This window comes from Vibrio zhanjiangensis (genome assembly GCF_030161235.1).
Taxonomy (GTDB): domain Bacteria; phylum Pseudomonadota; class Gammaproteobacteria; order Enterobacterales; family Vibrionaceae; genus Vibrio; species Vibrio zhanjiangensis.
Genome location: NZ_BSPW01000067.1, coordinates 78,862 through 99,434 on the forward strand (window position 1 = coordinate 78,862; position 20,573 = coordinate 99,434).

Below are 20,573 nucleotides of genomic sequence, written 5' to 3' on the forward strand. Positions count from 1 at the left end.
TAGCTCTTAAGTGCTTTATTCTATAATCCTGCACGCGTTCTTGTTGGGGAAGTCCCTTTTCACTTTGGATACATTATGATTTCAAAAAATCAGCTTAAACTCTTGCGTGCGTTAGGCCAGAAAAAACAGCGAAAGGCTCAGGGACTCTTTTTAGTCCAAGGAGAAAAAAACGTACTTGAGTTAGCAAACAGTGACTTAAAAACTAAGCAGATTTTTGCAACGGCTGATTTTCTCTCCTCTCATCAAGATAGGCTGCATCATTTTGAGTGTGTGCAAGCAACGGAAGATGAGCTGACTAAAGCGAGTACTTTAGTCAGTAATAATGCGGCGATAGCAGTCGTTGAAATACCAGATACTACAGCGCCGAAAGCTGAGGGAATCATTATTGGCTTGGATGGTGTTTCCGATCCCGGTAATCTAGGAACAATCATCCGAGTCGCGGATTGGTATGGCATACAACATATCGTTGCGAGCAATGATTGCGCCGATCCGTACAACCCGAAAACTATTAGCGCAACCATGGGTAGCTTTGGCCGAGTCAAAGTGACGCAACTGGATTTACCCGCATATCTGGAACAATCTGATATTCCGATTTATGGCGCATTTTTGGAAGGTAATAGCGTGCATAACGCGAGGTTTTCTGAACAGGGAATTTTGCTGATGGGGAGTGAATCTCATGGTATTGGTCATGAAGCTGCCCAGTTTGTGACAGATAAAATTACCATCCCGTCGTTTGGGGGGGCTGAGTCACTCAATGTGGCGATGGCCACAGGGATTATATTGGATAATATGCGTCGCAGGTAAGCATAATTAGTGTCTGTAGGATATGTGAGGTAACGAGCTGAATGAGTAAAACATTGAACGAATGCATTGTACCTATGTATCCGACGATACAGGCTTTAGATGTGAATATGCTAGAGCCGGGCGAACATAAGTTTTGGTTTGCAGTAGCAACCGATGCTATTGGTCATCCTCAAACACTACCTGTAAGAGTGTTTAAGGGTCGTAAGCCAGGTAAACGGATTGTTATTACTGCAGGCATCCATGGTGATGAACAGAATGGAATATTGGCTGCGCAGAAGTTAGCAAGGGTACTTGAAAATAAGGCTATTTCAGGTTGTATCACCATAATACCAACGGTAAATCTTTCTGGCATTGCCCGTCATAGTCGGGACTTTCACTCTGCAGCTCCTGACAGCTCATCGGCAAACCTCAATCGTATTTTTCCCGGTAACCCTGTTGGTGATGATGCAAGTCGTTACGCGCATAGCCTATGGGAAAACCTGTTAAAGCCAAATGCTGATCTTGCTATTGATCTGCACTCACAGACCAGTGGTTCAGCGTATCCTTTATACGTATTTGCAGACTATCGTCTAGATGATGCCATTCAAATGGCAAGATTAATTTGTCCTGATGTTATTTTGAATGATCCTGGCGATCCAGGTATTTTGGAAACCGTTTACAACCAAGCGGGTATCCCATCCATCACGATTGAGGTAGGAATTGGTCGATACACTGATACCGAGATGATTGAACGTGCTGTATTGGGCATCCTAAATATTTGCAAGTACTATAAAATGATTGATGGCCATGTGGTGAGCAGTGAAAGACTATGTGTGGAGGGCAATCAAATAACCAGTATTCGTGCTGAACAAGGTGGGTTTGTGATATGTCATGTTGCGCTACTTGATGAAGTGGAGCCGGGTCAAGTTTTGGCTACCCAATACAATAGTTTTGGTGATGAAATATACCTATACCGAGCTCCAATCAAAGGCACAGTGATCAGCCATAATGTCGAATCCGTAAGAGCGCCCGGTTCTTTGGTTGTACGTTTGATTGACTAAATCCCCATTTCGATTATGACCTTGTGTATTCTTGGCTGATTTCCTCCATAAACTGAATCATAGCTTTTAAGCGTGGTGATTGAGTCATTTTGCTAGCATAGACTGCTGAGATTGTGACTTTAGGGAAAACATTAAGGTCTGGCGCAATTTGTATTAGTTTGCCCTCACGGCACAACTGGCGACAATAGATATCGGGTAAAAGAGATACCCCATTTCCAGAAGTGACCATATCTCTTACCATCAGAACATCGTCAAGTCTATTTGCGTGTGGAAACACAACTTTTTGCTTGATTCCATCTAGGTCGTTGATGTACAGCTCAGACTGATTGTTCTCTTGATCATGGTAGAAGTTAACATGAGGTATCAGTGTATCTGGTGTTGCCTGTTTGAGCTCTGGGTGAGCATTCAGATAGTCGGGGGCACAGAACCAGAGTAGGGTGACGACAGCTAGAGTTTTAGCGTAAAAGCCTGAAGGTGCCAGATCCCCAAGTTGAATAACCAGATCAAATTTATCTTCAAGCAGACTCGCCTTGTTTGACATACTTCGGATAGACAGCTTTATCTCTGGATAACGTTCAGTAAAGGTTGCTAGATTAGGTGACAATATTTCTCGTGAAAAGGCTAAGGTGGTTGCTAAATTTAGAGAGCCTCTTAGGCTTTGTGAGGGCATCTGTTGTTTTATATGTAACAAGCTTTGCACCAAAGGTTGTACCTGTTGGTACAACTTCTCACCATCTGAGGTCAATTTGAGGTGACGACTGTTTCTCTCCATCAATGTCGTGTTGAACGAATCTTCTAGGCGAGATATGGCGCGACTGACACTCGATTTTTGTATGCCAAGTCTTTTTGCTGCTTTTGACATTCCCTTGGTGTCTGCAACGGTAATAAATATCGGAAGATCATTTAAGTTCCAATCCATCGTTTGCCCTTTTTCTTAAATAATATATCTAACCAATTAACATACTCTTGGCTTCAATTAAAGCAACGCTGTGTTGCTTATTTTGCTCTGTTGTACATAGGCAGAAATCCCTATTCTCTTCTGCAACTGCTGTTACTTAGGAACGACTGATGAGTAATCCTTCAATATCCAATTTATGCCGAATATGTTTGCTGCTTGGGAGCAGCTTATTGGTGATGGCCAATGCTGCCATAGCACCATCACTCACTGAACTAAATCGAGTTTTTGATGATCCATTTGGGGTATCACTGATTATGACTTTGCCAGCCATTGCGGTGATTGTATTTGCTCCTTTTGTCCCCCAGTTAATCCATCTTTTAGGAGATAAAATGAGCTTACTATTGGGTCTAGCTATATATGGTTTATTGGGTAGCACGGGTTTATGGGTAGACTCTTTACAAGCCTTATTGGTTGGCAGAGTTATGTTCGGCATAAGTATTGTTATTTGTATGACGGTGATTAATCACCTGATTGCTCACTACTTCAGTGGGCAAGAACGGCTCGATTTTATTTCCCAACAAGCCATCGCGGTCAACCTTGGGGGAATTGTCTTTGTTATGTTCAGTGGATGGTTGTCGTCGATCCACTGGCGTTTGCCTTTCGCGATCTACTTAATTGCTTTGTTTACACTGGCAATATCAATAAAAGGCATCGTATCAACGGATAAAGCAGCCCATTCATCGACTCAATCCATTCGTTTTTCTGACATCAAGCCGGTCTTAGCTTTTTACATGCTCGGTTGGCTCGGTATGCTTTGCTACTACTTGATCTTACTTTGTTTGCCTTATTTACTGACTCAATCACAAGGTTTAACGACTACTGAGATAGGTATTGCTATGGGAGTGATGAGCATATTGTCTGCAATTGTTGCCTACTACACTAGGTTTGGAGTTCATCTCTACGGCGAGCGAAATACCATGGTGTTGTGTTTGGTCGCCTTTGCTTTCGCCTTTCTGTGTTTGTCCCAAACTCAGGTCGATTGGCGAGCATACCCTGCTATCGTTTTTACCGGGATAGGGTTTGGGTGTCTATTGCCAGTACTTACGCACCTTGTCATTTGCATCAGTACTGCCAAACATAGAACTCAGATGCTCAGTGGTTTTGTGATGTTTTATTTCTTAGGTCAAGCGATGAGCTCGTTTGTGCTCGATTTTCGCAATATTTTGGGGGGAGAATATTTTTACCACGTCATTGCAGGATTGCTGTGTATTGCGAGTATTTTATGCCTCAAATTTGTCCCTGATCTACGAGAAACGGCTTCAAAGGTAGTAGTATGAAAATGAGTATTATTAATGAGGCTTTGGTTCCTGAGGTATTGAAGTATAGGGGATCGTTGACCCGTGTGTTGAAGTCCGCATGCAGTAATTTTAATATTCAGGCCCTCAGTCAAAGCAAGCAGAGCCCATTTTATATGCGTGAAGTATTGTTGTGTGATGGGGAAGCTCCACTGGTTTGGGCTAAGTCTTATCTATCTTCCAATGATGTAGCGACGGTTCAAGCGTTTTTACAGTTGCAAGGTAAATCTTTAGGCGAGCAACTTTTGTTTACAGAAGGCTCGGTGAGTCGTGGGGACTATCAATTCATTTCTTATCGTCGTCTACGAAGCGGCAGCAGAATACAGAATGATTTTTGCGAGGGGATTGGGCGAGTATCTAAATTTTCTTGGCAAGAACATCCGACGACATTAATGTTACTTGAAGTATTTCGCTACGATGCACTAAATGTACTCGAAGAAATAAAACTCAGTAAATAGAGGAGAAAATGCTCTTTTCGATGACTCTTTAATGCGATTTTTTCGTAGAAACTATTAAAGACAAAAAGTTAGGAGTCAGTGGTGAGCAAAAAGGGACAACTAATATGTCATTTAGTACCGTTCGCCTAATACTAGGCGATCAGCTTAATGCTCGGCACTCTTGGTTTGAGGAAGTAGACGATTCTATTTTATATATCATTGCCGAGCTTCACCCCGAGGCCACATATGTTAAGCATCATATACAAAAAATTTGTGCCTTCTTTAGTGCAATGAAAGCATTTTCTGCTGAGTTGAGAGAAATGGGTCATCAAGTTGAGTATTTTGATCTAGACCAAACTAAAGGATTTGAACGTATTGATCAGTTTGTTCGGCAAGTTGTTCAAACTTACCATACAGCAAGATTTGAGTACCAGAGACCCGATGAGTATCGATTGGCCACTCTGTTGCGTGATCTGACTATTGCTGGGTGTGATATTGAATGTGTTGAGAGTGAGCATTTTCTTTTACCCTTTGAGGAGATTACGCGACACTTTCCAATGGGTAAGCATATTACGATGGAACACTTTTACCGTAACATGCGCAAGAGGTTTGGTATTTTGATGGAAGGGGGCAAACCAATTGGAGGAAAGTGGAATTATGATGCTAATAACCGAAATAAGCTCAAGCCAGCAGACTTAGAAAACCTGCCTTCCCCCTTACTTTTTAGTACAGATGTCTCTATCGTATTAGCATCACTTGCTAAACACAACATACCAACCATCGGCCATATCGCAGAACCTTTACTTTGGCCGATAAATCGCAGCCAAAGCCTGACTTTGTTAGCCCATTTTTGTCGAGTATGTCTGCCGAATTTCGGTCGATTTCAAGATGCGATGACCAAAGAGCATAGTGCCAAATGGTCTCTGTATCATAGCCGAATATCTTTTGCTTTAAATGTGAAAATGCTTGAGCCTCTTGAGGTAATACACAGTGCAATATCTGCCTATGAGAGTAATTCTGCAATTGAAGTAGCTCAAGTTGAAGGGTTTGTACGGCAAATTCTTGGTTGGCGAGAATATGTGCGAGGTGTCTACTGGGCCAATATGCCAAGGTACGGACAAAAGAATCATCTTCAGGCCAATCGCAATTTGCCTGAGTACTTTTGGTCTGGTGTAACTAATATGTCTTGTTTAAAAGAATCCATCGGTCAATCGCTCGATTTCGCCTACGCCCATCACATTCAAAGGCTAATGATAACGGGTAACTTCTGCCTTCTGACCGAAATCGATCCAGACCAAGTTGAGCAATGGTACTTGGGTATTTATATTGATGCGATAGAGTGGGTTGAAATGCCAAACACTCGTGGTATGGCGTTATTTGCGGATGGGGGAATTGTTGGGACTAAGCCTTATGCCGCAAGTGGCTCCTACATCAATCGAATGAGTGACTACTGCAAAGGGTGTCACTACGATGTGAAAGGAAAATCGGAATCTAATGCCTGTCCATTCAATAGTTTATATTGGCGCTTTATGCACAAACATAGAGAACAATTGAACCAAAACCCCCGCATTGGAATGATTTATCGGTCGTGGGACAATATGGATGACAATGACAAAGATAAGATTTTGACAAGGGCCCAATTCTATTTGGATAATTTAAGCGAATTATAATTGGGCCCAGTTCGATTGCTGGCTATCTTAGTTTTGTTGTCATACTTTAGAGGGAGATTGGCGCTTTTTGGCTTTCTTGAGCTTAGTGCCCGCCGATATGCCACCTAAAAGCCCTCCAAGTTGCATCCCAACTGGTCTGGCTTCCACTTTGGCCAGTCCAACATAAACCAGATCGCTTGCTGGTGTGCATCCACCTAATAAAATTTCGGATTCGTAGTCATGTTTCCAGTTAGCGTCGTCTTTTTTAAACGACATAACAATCGTTCTGTCGTGATTTTGGTTATTCCAAGTCTCTATCGCATCTTGAATGATCAATGGATAAGTTTGCGGCGTTATTTTGATTGCGAGTCCCATATTGTAAGATGCTTGACGAAGGGAGCTTCCCGCACTGCCACGTGAATATTCTACGGCATAGTCTGGTTTACCTGATGTTGAATGAAAGCCTGAAGTGGCAACACCTGGACCTGCTTTGTGAGCATTCGCTAATTGCAATAGTTGGAACACATCAAGTTGGTTGCCATTGGTTCTCGGTAAATCCAATACAAAACGGCGTCTTAGGTATTTTGACTGACGATCATTTTTACAACGCAGTGTATTACTAGACATCTCCATGACTTGTTGATTGTACAAGTAACGTAAAGGAATAAGGCCATTTTTGAGAATTGCTCTGACCACATTCTCAGGCACTGCTTTCATTCCCATAAAAACGATGGGGGCACCTTCGACGTTATAGTCATAAACTTGTGATTGTTCTGGGGTCAAAATGGTTCGAGGATGGGCAGCCATTTCTCTTTGGTTGTCTTCAAATAATCTTTTGAACTCCAAAATTTCTCTACATCCATTTTGTGTAGAAAGAATCTGTGCAGTCCGTCTTCTTTGGTTGTCAAAATAACGTTTAACACTGCGTTCATGCGGGTTAACCAGCTCAGATTCCAATATCATGATTTGCTTAAAAAGAAAGTCGAAAGGCTTAGTGATTACTTTGGGTAAGATGAGGTTATTACTAAGGTAAATAATGTCTTTGCAGCCAATCAAATGAGATTGTTCAACGTCGAGTAGGATAGGCCGAGTGATTAACTCTGGGCGCATTGTAGCAAGGACCTGCAGGATAAGTGCGGTATAGCGAACATGACTCTCTGCTTCTGTAGTACCTAAGTCACTAACTTGAAATTGAGGAAACGGACAGTTTGCGAACTCAACTGAAGCTGCCGTGCGGGTGAAGTTGTTCTTTTTTAACCAACTGAGAGCAGTTTCTGGGGTTTCCCACATATGTTCACACCTTTAAATATTACACCTTGACTCGACTTATATCAGACATGTTTTAGCGGAGAAAAGGAAATGCGGTGCACGTTTCAATAAATGGGAAACCTTGCTATAAATCCTTGCAATTTACATAAACAACACTTTCACTCAAACCAATACCCCTCACTATTTTGATAAGCAAGGCCCCATGATTTATTGCAAGTAAACGAACAACAAGAAATTGAAGTTCAGATAACGTATCTCTCTCAAGGTTTGCTTATGGAGGAGTGCCAGTAAAATAAATGTAAGAAAGTCACCTTTACATAAGAGCCTAAAGGCAAAATTAGATTATGATAGGCCTTCAACTTAGTGAAGACTCTTTAAGATATGTACGGTGAATGGATAACCAACGAAGCATTGATTGCTGCGTTTTTAATATTTTTGGGTGCGTTTGTTCAGACAGCGATCGGTTTTGGCCTAGCGATTGTGGCAGCTCCGTTGCTGTTTCTAGTTTCCCCAGATTATGTGCCCGCCCCAATATGTTTAGTTGCACTTTATATTTCTATTCTCAACGCTCTTAAACATAGAGATAGCGTTGAAATAGGAGGGCTTAAAATGGCGTTAATTGGTCGTGTGCCAGGCTCCATTGCTGGAGGGGTATTGCTCGTCATGGTTTCCACGGATATATTGGCCCTATGGCTCGGTATGTTGGTTCTGCTGGCTGTCGCTATGAGTTTTCTCCCTTTCCGTATCGAGCCGACTTCACCAAGAATGATGGTAGCGGGTTTCTTTTCAGGTTTTTTTGGTACCAGTTCAGGTATCGGTGGGCCACCGATGGCGTTATTACTACAACATCAGGAAGCCAACCAACTTAGAGGAAATTTATCAGCGTTTTTTGTGTTTAGTTCAGTGATATCTTTAGTCGTTCAAATGCCGGTTGGTTTTTTAACCTTGCATCATCTTTGGATTACTGTTCCACTTATCCCCGCCAGTTGGCTGGGTTATAAGTTGGCAAGGGCAACAACTCAAACTCTGCAAAAAGAAAAAATTCGCTTTGCCGCTTTACTGCTTTGTACCATAAGTGGTGCCACCGCGGTATGGCAGGGTATTTCATGAATATTTGCTGATATTCATTTTGTATTAATAAAACTCTAAGATAATAAAGACTGATAGGTATTAGGAGAAAATTGAGTGCTAAGAACGATAGGTAATATTCTTTGGTTTGTGTTGGGTGGAGTGATGATGGGCTTGATGTGGTGGTTTTTTGGCCTTCTTGCTTTTATCAGCATAGTGGGGATTCCTTGGGGGCGAGCGTGCTTTGTAATAGGAAACTTCTCTTTTTTTCCATTTGGTTACGAGGCAATATCTCGGGATGAGATCACCAATCAGAAGGATATTGGTACGGGCTCATTAGGTCTGATTGGTAACGTGATTTGGTTTGTATTTGCTGGTATCTGGCTGGCGATAGGGCATATTTTATCGGCAGTGGCCTGTTTCGTTACTATAATCGGCATACCATTTGCCCTTCAGCATTTGAAGCTCGCCTATATTTCATTAGCTCCGATTGGAAAAACTATCGTTTCGAAACAGCAAGCGGCACAAGCAAAATATGGACGCTAAATTTTTATACTGACTCAAAAGTAAAGGTGTTTCAGCGAATCTTATATGCCGAGCTGGAACACCCTCACAAGCTATATCTTAATGCCCATCATAGTATTCAACCCAAGTGTGTAAGTCTATTTTCCCATTAGTCTTACAAGAACCCCTCTATAATCACTATTTTCGACTGTACATTAAGCTTGAGTGCATATGAACAATCTTGTTTATTAAATTTTTTTATGTATCAAAAAATAATATCGCTCACTTATTGGGTATGATTTTGGCAGAAGATCATAAATAGTTATTTGGCTATTGTTTGTTATGTAATTAGTGGGCTTTGTGTGGTGATGAAGAATTGCCAAGATATGATTTTTCTTAACTTTATGATTGATTCTTTTAACTATGCATGGATGATTATTCTTAATTAAGTGTGTTTTTTAATCTATTTGTGGTGTTTTTATCTTAACATTTTTGTTTGGTCGTATATTTAACTTATGACGCTTTTTTTGTAACAAAAAATTTAGGTTTGGTTTGGTTTTTTTTATTTTGTGATTCATAAAATAAATGTAACAAATACTGTGTGCTTGTTTGGTTTATTAAATTTATGTTAATAATTGGTGGTATTTTTTTTAATCATTGGTGTTATGGTTCTAGTGGCATTTACAAATGCCATGATAAGGAGAATCATAATGAAATTAGACAACCGTCTATTGGCCGTAGCCGTAGCCAGTGCACTGTCACTATCAGCACATGCCGGTGAGTCAGTCTATCTAAGCAAACCCATCAACTTTACTTCTTTTTCTGGGCTGAATTCTCAGCTTGGAGTGGATAATTCATCTAGCTTCAAAATGGTGAAACAAGTCAACATAGAGAAGCGCGGTATCCATAAAGTTAAGGTACAACAAAATATTTGGGGCGTGCCTGTATGGGGCCACTACCTAAATGCAACGCAAAGCGCCCGAGGTGGAGCCCTTAAGTCCGTTCAGGGTAACTACATAAAGATGGCCGGCGTAGATCGCAAATTTGTTAAGCCTTCACTAAATAGAGCTCAGGCATTAGAGATCGCAAGTAAGGATATTAAACCGGGTCTCACGGGCAGTAAGTCGATATCGAACACAAAAGATAACGTTTATGTCTATCAAGATGGCAGTAAGACTCGTTTGGTTTACGTCGTTTCCTATTTGGTTGAAGGTAAAAATCACCCATCACGCCCATTCACTATGTTAGATGCTCACAGCGGTGAAATTCTTAAACGCTGGGAAGGTATTGCACACGCAGAAGTCGGCACAGGCCCTGGTGGTAATGAAAAAACAGGCATGTATGAGTACGGAACTGACTACCACTATCTGGATGTTACAGAGGATGGTACAGATTGTATCATGGATTCGGAAAACGTTGTTACTGTTGACTTAGACGGTGCAACTGATGGTACCACACCATACAAATATGAATGCCCACGCAATGAGCATAAGACAATCAACGGTGCATATTCACCTCTCAATGATGCACATTACTTTGGTAATGTTGTGTTCGATATGTACAAGAACTGGTTTGATACCGCGCCCCTTACGTTCAAGCTAATGATGCGAGTTCACTACGGCAGTAGCTATGAAAACGCATTCTGGGATGGTGAAGCCATGACATTTGGTGATGGTGGGAATAGATTTTATCCACTTGTCAGTCTTGATGTCTCAGCGCATGAAGTCAGCCATGGATTCACTGAGCAGAACTCGGGTCTTATATACGCGAATCAATCCGGTGGTATGAACGAGGCATTCTCTGACATCGCAGGTGAAGCGGCTGAGTACTTTATGAAAGGTACGAATGACTGGATGGTCGGACATGATATCTTCAAAGATGAAGGCGCGTTGCGTTACATGGACGATCCGTCTCGTGATGGTGTTTCTATCAACCACGCGTCGGAGTACTACGATGGATTGAATGTTCACTATAGTTCAGGTGTATTCAATAAAGCTTTCTATCATATTGCCACGACTGAAGGTTGGGACACCAAGAAAGCGTTCGAATTGTTTGTTCTTGCAAACCAGATTTACTGGGCGGAAGACAGTAACTATTGGCAAGGTGCATGTGGCGTTAAAAATGCAGCGAACGATCTAGGTTACAGCACAGATGATGTTGTCGCGGCGTTTGATATCGTTGGTGTTGAACCTTGTGCCGAGCCACCTCTACCACCAGAACCAGAATTCCAACGCTTGGAAAATGGTCAATCTGTTAGAGTAGCTGGGGCAACAGGTTCCAAAACTTACTTTGATATTGAAGTACCAGCAGGTCAAGACAAATTCACTGTAGAGCTTACCGGCCCAAGTGGTGACCCAGACATCTATGTCGGTTTTGACTACGCTCCAAATCAGCAGCAGAACATCTGTAAGAGTGACTCTACATCGGATGAAATTTGTGTCATTGAAAATCCAGAAGCAGGACGCTATACCATCAATGTGTACGGCTACTCAGAGTATGCAGATGCAAGTCTAACCGCTTCGTATGATGCAGGTAGCACGAACGTTCCACCAGTAGCTTCATTTAACTATGTTGTAACAGACAAGAAAGTTGATTTGACGAGCACAAGTAGTGATAGCGATGGTCAAATTGTATCTTATCAGTGGGATCTAGGTGACGGTACCTCGAAGTCTGGTGCGGTTGTCAGCCACACATATGCAGCAGCAGGTGATTACGTGGTAACTCTAACGGTAACAGATGATGCAGGTTCAGCGACTTCAACTAACCAGACGATTACGGTTGAAGGTGGTCAAACAGATGCTTTCCCACTTAGATTGCAATTTGGCGACAAACAACCTGATGGTAAAGCTCGTGTTAAGTTAGCGTGGGAGTATGCAACGGATGATTACTATGTTGTCAAACGCGATGGTAAAGTGGTTGGTGCAACAGAGTTTACGTCATATGTAGATAAGTTCCGCCACAACGGCAGCATTAACGTTGAGTACCAAGTTTGTACTTCAGGTGGTATCTGTTCTGAGACTAAGCGTTATCGCTTTATCAAAGTTCAATAATTCACTCTAAATCTTCAGGGCTCCACTTGGAGCCCTACTTGGTATTCGTCCAATAGAAGTCACAAGGAATAGAATCTCACTATGAAAAAAACACTATTAGCTATTGCTTTAATGAGCAGCACATCAGTTTTTGCCTCGATTGACAACAATGTATTAAAAGAGGGAGAAGTTTGGATTACAACTGATGCAGACGCAAAGGAGCTGATCACTCTACATGGGGCTACTGTATTAAACAGTTTTTCACACAAGGGTGTTACCGGCTACCCAAATGCGGTAGTAGCAAAAGTCAAAGAAAGCCAGCTCACGGCAGTGTCAAGTCACATGCACAAAGATAAACATCGCTGTGGTGGCTACATGGTACACCCAGATAAAGAAAGCGCGATAAGAGCAGCTTCTATGCCTCTTTCTATGAGTGATTTTGAAAAACCAGTCATAAGTCATAATGACACGGTGGAATCACTGATTGCTCAGGTAGAGCCAAATAATCTAGTGTCGACCATTGAAAGTCTGATGAGTTTTACCAACCGCTTTTATACCACTTCTACAGGTATTGCCGCGTCAGACTGGTTATTTGAACGTTGGAACCAAGAGATCAAAGATGTACCGTTTGCTTCTGCGCGTCAAATTACACACAGTGACTATCCTCAAAAATCAGTTGAGGTAACATTGTTGGGTGCTAAGCATCCTGAAGAAATCGTTGTAGTTGGCGGTCACTTAGATTCTACCGTCGGCTCGTGGACAACAGAAGGAACGATTTCTCCTGGGGCGGATGATGATGCATCGGGCATTGCAACCGTTACAGAAGCGCTTCGTCTAATGATAGCCAGTGGTATTCAGCCTGATCGTACGATCAAGTTTTATGGGTATGCCGCTGAGGAAGTGGGTTTGCGTGGCTCACAAGATATCGCTGAAACGATGAAAAGTGACGGCATGAATATTGTGTCTGCGCTGCAATTGGACATGACCAACTACAATGGCTCTGCCCATGATATTACCTTTATCACAGACTACACCGACGCCAATTTAACGGTTTTCCTTAAGGAACTGATTGATACCTATACCAGCGAAATAACGTACGGGTTTGATCGCTGTGGGTATGCTTGTTCAGACCATGCTTCTTGGCATAACGCTGGATATCCTTCAGCGATGCCTTTTGAAACCATGTTCCATGAATATAATTCCAATATTCATAGTGAAGAAGATACGCTGGAAAATTCAGATCCTACAGCCAGTCATGCTATGAAGTTTGCCAAATTGGCGATTGCCTACTTGGTTGAAACAAGTCTCGATGATATTGACTCTCCAACCAATGAGTTGGAAGATGGTGTGCCAGTTGAGGATCTTTCTTCAGACTATTTTGGTGAGCAGTTCTTCACTTTCACAACGACTGAAGCTGGCGAAGTAACTATTTCCATTTCCGGTCCTCAAGGTGGTGATGCGGACTTATATGTAAGCTACGAAGGCCCTGTATCAAAGACTGAATTTGACTGTCGTCCATTCCAAAATGGCAGCAACGAACAATGTGTTTTCAACAAACCAGCAGGCGAGTTTAGCATCATGGTTCGTGGGTATAGAAACTTTGACGAAGTCGATATTGTCGCAAGTTTCAGTCCTGAAAGTTCTGAGAACCAAGAATAATTTCGCTAGTGTGAATTAAATGGTCAAAATATAGGGCTCCTATCCTAAATGGCGCCCTATTTTGTTTCGAGCAATTATCTATTTATCTTGCCATGCTGTTTTTGTTGCCGCTTTAAGAAGAACTTCTCGATTCTTTTGGCTAGCTTCTGGTTCGGATTCTCCAAAAATAGCAGCAAGCCAATGACCATCGGTTGGGTTGGGGAAAAGGATATACTTGCTGCCAAATAAATCTTTGTCTTCTTCCATCTTGGCAATGCGCCCATCTACATCACCCTTGATATAATACTTACGTCTAAAATCGTTCAAATTGTCGCCGAGAAACACAACCACGTTATAGTCTTTTAATATTTCATTTTGGCGTGTTTCTTTGTTAGAAGTGTCTGTCAAGACAGTAAGATGAGAGTCATCTTTTAAAGGGAAACCCATGGCCAAAATATTTTGCTTAGCCAAGTCCCATGTCGGCTCTCCTTGGTTACGTGATGTAACATAAAAGATGTCTATATTGTTGCGTTTAGCGTATTCAAGAAAGTCTTTAGAGCCAGGGCTTGGGATCATGCCATTTGTCGGAATCCATTCATCCCAAAGAGGATCTTCAAAGAAGTCCTTGTTGTTTTGTATCAATTTCCCCCAATATTCAAGAGGAAGCACGAGGGTGTCATCGAGATCGGTCACTATGGCAAGGGGTTTATCTCCTTTCTTATATTCCATCAGAGCTTTATCAAGATGCATTTTGGCGAGGTTGAAGCCTTGGTAATATAGCGCTCTGTACTCTGCCGCGGTTTGTTTCCAAGCGACGGAATAGCCGAGCAAGTTATGTTCATTATTGTTATCAGCCGAAGAAATTGTTGGGATAAAAGCAGAGAGCGCTGCTACACCTACTGTGATGATACTTTTCATTTGCTTTTTCACGGTTACATCCAATCCTTAGTTATTCATTTTGAAGACAGCTTTTATGTATAACTGAAAAGAGAGGCATCGTCACATTAAAACCACGCCAACGGTTTTAATGTCAGTTATCGCTTCAAAATCTTTGCTTGTCTCAATAATAAAAGCCTGTTTTGAGAGTAAATGTTTTGATTAAAAAAAAGCATCTTAACGACAAAAATTATTTGTTGTTCTGATGGGGGGAAACGAATATCTTTCGCGTACCCATAGCTCTACTAAATTGAGAGAGCATGGATTAAGTATGTAACGTTATCTGAGGGCAAGAAACATTTTCATACTTTAAGTCGTCACCCCAGCTTATCTGGTGATGAATTAAACTTTTATAGATTAGAGGATAACGAGTAGTGAATATCTGCTTTTTGATGTACCCATGGGAACGAGTTTGTCCTGAGACCGATACGACTTTGCGATTAGTGCATGAATGTGCATCCAGAGGGCATACCGTTGCTATTACTACAACGAGTGGTTTGACTATTCGAGACAGTACCGTTTTTGGCTTCTGCAACGTTATCAAAAAAGTGAGTAAAGTTTCAGACAAAATTCCAACTTTTTATAAACAGGTTCGGTTTACTAAATCACGCCTGCCTATGGCGGGTTTTGATGTTATCTTTATGAGAGCAAATCCCCCTTTAGACAATTTAGCACTCAACTTTTTAGACTCAATTAAAGATGACACTCTGATCATTAATGATCTAGAAGGCTTAAGACTTGCAAATAACAAGCTTTATACAGCAAGCATGGGAGGGGCTGCTAGTGAGTTTATACCCGCCACACATGTGTCTAAAAACCGAGATTATTTGCAGCGCGTTTTAGAAGAGACCGAAAGTGAGAAAATGATCCTTAAGCCGCTGAACGGTTTTGGCGGACATGGCGTGATTGTGATTGAAAAAAATGCTCGGCAAAACTTTCGCTCACTGCTTGATTTCTACATTGGAGAAGGTGAGCAAAGTAACTACGTCATTCTTCAAGATTATATTGAAGGAGCTGAAGAAGGCGACAAACGCATACTGATGCTAAATGGTGAACCCATTGGTGCGATGAAACGTGTACCGGCTAATGGCGAAGTACGCTCAAATGTTCATGCTGGTGGAACAGTGATGAAACATTCCATTACTAGAGAAGAAAGACGTTTATGCGCTGCAATTGGTCCTAAACTGGTTCGTGATGGACTTTATTTTACAGGGCTTGATGTCATAGGTAATAAACTTGTTGAGGTGAATGTCCTTAGTCCTGGAGGGATCATGCGAATCAATAAACTTAACCGTGTTAGGTTACAAAGACAAGTGATAGATTTTGTCGAAAATATAGTCAATTCTCGTGAGCTCCTTCAACAGAGAAAGAGCGCTTTCCGTTCGGCGGTAAAAAATGCACACATCGAGCCATAATAAGTACACTCTTAAAGAAATGCTCTCATTCATTCAGCGAGGAGAGCCTTTTGCTGGTGAGCTTATCGAAGCTGGCTGTTTGGTAAAAATTGATGAATACCTTCCGGTTGTTTGTGCGGCGATTCACGCAGGCTCACGGTTGAGAAATGAGCTTGTTCATCGATGTGTCCTTGATGAATCTGAACGCTTTTTTGAAGAAGATCCCTTTACAGACGATATGATAGCTTCACAACCGATCACTTTGGTTGGTCTTGACTCTCGGTTTGAGTACGACTTGAATCGAGCGCTTACTTTGAGCACGTATTATAAATCTGCTTGGAGTCGTATTGTATGGAAAAAACCTTTAGGATCTAGGCACCGGTCTGAAAGCCATCGTAAGCACAACGCGTTTTATGCCATTTATGAAGCAATTATCACCAAACTTGAGTCTATGCATGAGAGTGTGGTGGTGTTTGATGTGCATTCTTATAATTACAAAAGGCAAAGATGTGACACCCCTGTTTTTAATATAGGCACTTCTCAAATAGATATGGAGCGCTGGGGAACGGTCGTACAACGTTTTTGTTCGGAACTCAGTAAAGTGGTGCTGCCTAATATTACTACGACGGTTGAGATGGATGCGGTCTTTCAGGGACGAGGTTATCTTATCTCCCATACGAATGCTCATTTTGATCGTACTTTGGTTTTACCGACTGAAGTTAAGAAGGTGTTTATGGAGGAAGAGACAGGAACACCTTTTCCTCTTGTATTAGAAGCACTTCAATCAGGATTAAAAGCCGCATTTAGCCAAACAAGTGCATTTGTGCAGAGAAAATTCAATAAGAAGCGTCGTATCAGCAAAGCGGATATGTTGAGTTCTCATATTGAGCCCAATTTGATCCTGGTTGATAAAGCCTTGTATCAACTTGCTTGTAAAGTAGAAACACTCAAGTATGTTAATCCAACTAACTTAAATGCTGAGTTCAAACGTTTTGAATCTTCTCCAAGTCGTTACAAACCCAATTATCGTTACCGACAGTTACCAATAAATGTTAACGATTTTAAGCAACAGCTTTATCATTTACCCATAGAGAGTATATCAGATCCAGATATGCGCCATTTATACGCAGATATGGTGCAAAAATTAAATGATAAAATGGACTTACTGACATCGGTAGGCAGTGAAAGTTTTCTCTACAATGCTCTGCGTTATCATGGGCGACCAGAAAAGACAGATTTAGCTAATGCTAAGTTTTTGCTCTACGCGCAGCTGCTTGTTGAAGATAGCCAAGAGAGTTTAGACTCCAATGAAGCAATGGCTAGACTGTCTAAATCAGCGAATGATCTGGGGATGAAGTGCAAAGTTGTTGGCTCAAACTCAATTGCAGCAAAAGCGATGGTGACGTCTTTTCCACCAACGCTTTATGTAAATAGCAAGGCCGTTTTTACTGAGCGAGAGTTGGAACGTTTAGCCCAGCATGAGCTTGGTGTTCATATGGCAACCAATTACAATGCGCGTCACCAGCCGCTGAAGATATTCCGTTTAGGTTTACCAAATTCGACGGTATCACAAGAAGGGTTAGCGATTTTAGCCGAGTACAAATCCGGATACTTGTCTCACGAGCGTCTCAACATGCTTGCTAAGCGAGTATTGGCGGTTGACTCTATGCTGAAAGAGCAAAATTTTCACCACACATATAACTATCTTGTTGATGAATTAGACGTGGACAAAGACAGTGCTTTTTCTCTAACAACTCGAGTATACCGTGGGGGAGGGTTTACCAAAGATCACTTATACCTGAAAGGCTTTTTGCATGCTTTACATATAGATAAGCATCGTTCTATTGAGAGTCTTTTTATTGGTAAGTGTAGTTTTCGCTACCACGACCTTCTCGATGAACTTATGAAACGTGGATGGTTGAAACCACCTTTATTTATGCCTAATTTTTCTCAAGATAGTGAAAGTATCAACCCGACTCTAGACTATCTAATCCAATCTCTTGATGCCTAACATATGGTATTAATATTGCGAGATTTTTAGCTATAAATAATATTTATATTATTATTTTTTTTATTATTATTAAGGTGTGTGAGGTTTGATTTTTACATGCCTTTTTATTTCCATTAAATATAAATACTTCTAACACTAGTATGCATTATTTTTATAATCAACCAATCAATTAAAGTCTTTACTCTATCATCTTAATATTCATAATATCAATAGCGTTTGTTTATTATTTTTGATTTTTAGATCTATAGCTAAATTGTAATCATTTACACTTTAAAATGAATATTGATATTTGTATTTGTATTTGAGTCGGGACGATTAATGTAACTTCACAAACGGCCTTAGACAACCATGGAAGAATGAGTGCTACGTATATAAAACAATAAGTTTTTGATTTTTTTGCTAGATGTAGTGCTCTATAGCCGTCATTACTTATTCTACAACTTGGTTGTATATGAAAGAGAATGAGATCTATTAAAAGGTAGGACCTAAATGAAAAATTTGTAGAGGTTATTATGCTATCAAATAAAAAAAAGACACTTATTGCTATTGCTGTTAGTTCATGTTTGGCATGGAGTACTGCTAATGCATCCATAGATGAGCCACAAGGTGTATCAGTTCAAATACTAAGTAGTTTACAAAATAGTAGTCAAGTATCCTATATTAATGCCAGCTATTGGTTAAGTGGAGAATTTGAACCACCAACGATGACGGTTATTAAAAATAATGTCTTAAATCTAGAGCGGCGTTATTTAATAGACTTTAGCACAATTGAAGACCTGTCTCAGAAGTTAGAAGCGAAAAAGCTTCTGAGCAGCAAAACTGGGTTGTCTTTTACTAGCGATTTTTTGGTTATTGCACCGCATAAAGGGGAGTTATTGTATACGCCTCTCGAAGATGAGAACGATCCGAATGCATTTCGATTAGAAGCCCCTTTGACCGCCGCTCTTCGTGATGGTAGTGCAAATGTGAATTCTGAGGATGAGTCTCTGCCTCACGTCGCATTTTACTTGAACGTTAATCGTCCAATCACGGATCAAGAATGTACATTCAACACATCACATCTATTTGATGGTAGGGGACAAAGAGTCTTTTGCGATAACGCCAATATTTCTCTTATTTACCGTGTTATTATGGAACGTTCTCTCCCGCATGGTAAATCTGGATCGGCAACGCCTGATGCAAAAATTGTTCGTATTAGTTTAGATGATGATACCTCAGGTGTTGGTATTCATCTCAACGAGAATCTCGATCATGTATCCTCTCAAATCGATCTCGGTGCCGATTACGGAGCACTTGCCGGAGCCGCTGCTGCTGGGCCATTCGCCCCCGTTGTCGCTATTGGCACTCTTATTGGTCTTGGTGCATCTGGTCAAGACTATAATACTTATGATGGGTATGTGACAGATTGGGCGACGGATGCCATAGCGCAAGATTACCAATTTACCTTTAGTGCTTCCAATGACAAAGCAAAAATCTTGAGAACTGTTCCAAGAGAAAATCTCAATGCAAAATTCAGTTCGACAGAGGTGTCTGGTTTTGAATTAGGTGTGAGTGCAGGTGCAGACGTTGGTCCTGATGGCCCCAAAGGATCTTTGGGTGCAACCGCAAGTTATAGTCAGCAGCTGCGATTCACTTTTGATACACAAGACTATCGTGTTGAAAGAAGCGGTACTGATGCACAAAATATTAAGTTTAAATGGGTGCGAGATCAGTATGCAACAGCAGAGTCGATGCTGAGTCTGTGGACAGATCCGCTATGGGATAATGTGTATCCACTGGATACTAGCCTTATCCATTCTATAGGCTACACCGGCTTTGTGCCTAAAATGGAAGTCATTTACACAGCAGATCCAGATGCAACAGGTAAAACTGAATTTTCGATTGATTCTTCAGTGAATATTCGTCCTATATATAATGGTACGTATAAACATACGATTACACACCATTCGTATCATGGCTTTGAAAACGATGGTCGTCGTCGAATCAATGAGACTGTGTCGTTTGAAGTGAACTGGGATCACCCTGTATTTTCCGGCGGTAGGCCCGTGACTCTACAATTGGGCGGTTTTAACAATCGCTGTATTGTTGTCAACAAGGATGGAGCGATTGCGGCCGAGGTATGTGACTCGACCAAAGATACACAGTCGTTTATCTTTGATAAATCGGGGCGATATATGAGTGTAAATGATATGACCATGTGCTTGGACGGCGAATCATTAGATAAGCTTCAAACATGTAATCAAAGTTTGAGCCAACGTTGGACGTGGAAAGAAAACAGCGACCATTTAGTCAATGATTTTAATAATCAGAATCTAGGCCACGATAAATCAACGGGTAAGTTAGGCCTGTATTCTCAAGAAAAGGACAGCGATCAAGTGAGCCTTCGCACAATCACGACTTACGCCAATGTGTTTAATGCTGATAGTCAGTAGTCATTGGCTAGCTGCACCTATTGCATTTGGGAACACTTGCTTAGCTAGGCAGTAAAGCTGTTTGTGATAAGCCAGTAAATATCGTGATACTAACTGTGTTTAAGGGGCG

The 20,573-nt window shown here is 41.3% G+C and carries 15 protein-coding genes; 12 read left to right on the forward strand and 3 right to left on the reverse strand.

All coding sequences use genetic code 11. The features are described 5' to 3' along the window. Positions 1-75: 75 nt before the first annotated feature. Together QQK21_RS15125 and QQK21_RS15130 are read left to right on the forward strand one after the other, a co-directional pair. The gene (locus tag QQK21_RS15125) at positions 76-804 is read left to right on the forward strand and encodes an RNA methyltransferase (protein WP_284193017.1); all 729 of its coding nucleotides are present in this window, start codon (positions 76-78) and stop codon (positions 802-804) included. A 41-nt stretch (positions 805-845) separates the two neighbouring features. Further along, positions 846-1,844 carry a succinylglutamate desuccinylase/aspartoacylase family protein gene (locus QQK21_RS15130; protein WP_284193018.1) on the forward strand — a complete coding sequence of 333 codons (999 nt, stop codon included), beginning with the start codon at positions 846-848 and terminating at the stop codon, positions 1,842-1,844. A gap of 13 nt (positions 1,845-1,857) precedes the next feature. Here the strand turns inward: QQK21_RS15130 and QQK21_RS15135 are convergent, their stop codons facing one another. Then, positions 1,858-2,763 carry a LysR family transcriptional regulator gene (locus QQK21_RS15135; protein WP_284193019.1) on the reverse strand — a complete coding sequence of 302 codons (906 nt, stop codon included), beginning with the start codon at positions 2,761-2,763 and terminating at the stop codon, positions 1,858-1,860. Positions 2,764-2,912: 149 nt separating this feature from the next. On the opposite strand from QQK21_RS15135, the gene QQK21_RS15140 reads away from it, so the two are divergent. The 3 genes from QQK21_RS15140 (at position 2,913) to QQK21_RS15150 (ending at position 6,204) form a co-directional block, all read left to right on the forward strand. Continuing rightward, positions 2,913-4,079: an MFS transporter gene (locus QQK21_RS15140; protein WP_284193020.1), complete on the forward strand. Its 1,167-nt coding sequence runs from the start codon at positions 2,913-2,915 to the stop codon at positions 4,077-4,079. After that, positions 4,076-4,555: a chorismate--pyruvate lyase family protein gene (locus tag QQK21_RS15145; protein WP_284193021.1), complete on the forward strand. Its 480-nt coding sequence runs from the start codon at positions 4,076-4,078 to the stop codon at positions 4,553-4,555. The genes QQK21_RS15140 and QQK21_RS15145 overlap by 4 nt, the downstream gene beginning before the upstream one ends. A gap of 104 nt (positions 4,556-4,659) precedes the next feature. Beyond that, the gene (locus QQK21_RS15150) at positions 4,660-6,204 is read left to right on the forward strand and encodes a cryptochrome/photolyase family protein (protein WP_284193022.1); all 1,545 of its coding nucleotides are present in this window, start codon (positions 4,660-4,662) and stop codon (positions 6,202-6,204) included. A 39-nt stretch (positions 6,205-6,243) separates the two neighbouring features. On the opposite strand, the gene QQK21_RS15155 is transcribed toward QQK21_RS15150, so the two are convergent. Beyond that, entirely contained in the window at positions 6,244-7,473 is a 1,230-nt protein-coding gene (locus tag QQK21_RS15155) for a hypothetical protein (protein ID WP_284193023.1), read from the reverse strand. Between the two features lie 360 nt (positions 7,474-7,833). On the opposite strand from QQK21_RS15155, the gene QQK21_RS15160 reads away from it, so the two are divergent. The 4 genes from QQK21_RS15160 (at position 7,834) to QQK21_RS15175 (ending at position 13,712) form a co-directional block, all read left to right on the forward strand. Further along, complete coding sequence (locus QQK21_RS15160) at positions 7,834-8,562, forward strand: sulfite exporter TauE/SafE family protein (protein ID WP_284193024.1); 729 nt, start codon at positions 7,834-7,836, stop codon at positions 8,560-8,562. 75 nt (positions 8,563-8,637) lie between these two features. After that, positions 8,638-9,066, forward strand: coding sequence for a YccF domain-containing protein (locus QQK21_RS15165; protein ID WP_284193025.1), 429 nt, complete (start codon positions 8,638-8,640; stop codon positions 9,064-9,066). 668 nt (positions 9,067-9,734) lie between these two features. Next, positions 9,735-12,074 carry a M4 family metallopeptidase gene (locus tag QQK21_RS15170; protein WP_284193026.1) on the forward strand — a complete coding sequence of 780 codons (2,340 nt, stop codon included), beginning with the start codon at positions 9,735-9,737 and terminating at the stop codon, positions 12,072-12,074. An 81-nt stretch (positions 12,075-12,155) separates the two neighbouring features. Then, positions 12,156-13,712 carry a M28 family metallopeptidase gene (locus QQK21_RS15175; protein WP_284193027.1) on the forward strand — a complete coding sequence of 519 codons (1,557 nt, stop codon included), beginning with the start codon at positions 12,156-12,158 and terminating at the stop codon, positions 13,710-13,712. A gap of 78 nt (positions 13,713-13,790) precedes the next feature. Here QQK21_RS15175 and QQK21_RS15180 read toward each other — a convergent pair whose 3' ends face one another. Next, positions 13,791-14,621 (reverse strand): 5'-nucleotidase, lipoprotein e(P4) family, encoded by an 831-nt coding sequence (locus QQK21_RS15180; RefSeq protein ID WP_284193028.1) that lies wholly within the window; start codon positions 14,619-14,621, stop codon positions 13,791-13,793. 380 nt (positions 14,622-15,001) lie between these two features. On the opposite strand from QQK21_RS15180, the gene gshB reads away from it, so the two are divergent. The 3 genes from gshB to QQK21_RS15195 all read left to right on the forward strand — a co-directional run bounded on the left by gshB (position 15,002) and on the right by QQK21_RS15195 (position 20,464). Beyond that, entirely contained in the window at positions 15,002-16,042 is a 1,041-nt protein-coding gene (gshB, locus tag QQK21_RS15185; RefSeq protein ID WP_284193029.1) for a glutathione synthase, read from the forward strand. After that, positions 16,023-18,032, forward strand: coding sequence for a flavohemoglobin expression-modulating QEGLA motif protein (locus QQK21_RS15190; RefSeq protein ID WP_284193030.1), 2,010 nt, complete (start codon positions 16,023-16,025; stop codon positions 18,030-18,032). Before gshB ends, QQK21_RS15190 begins: the two co-directional genes overlap by 20 nt. A gap of 512 nt (positions 18,033-18,544) precedes the next feature. Then, the gene (locus tag QQK21_RS15195) at positions 18,545-20,464 is read left to right on the forward strand and encodes a leukocidin family pore-forming toxin (RefSeq protein WP_284193031.1); all 1,920 of its coding nucleotides are present in this window, start codon (positions 18,545-18,547) and stop codon (positions 20,462-20,464) included. Positions 20,465-20,573 lie beyond the last annotated feature (109 nt).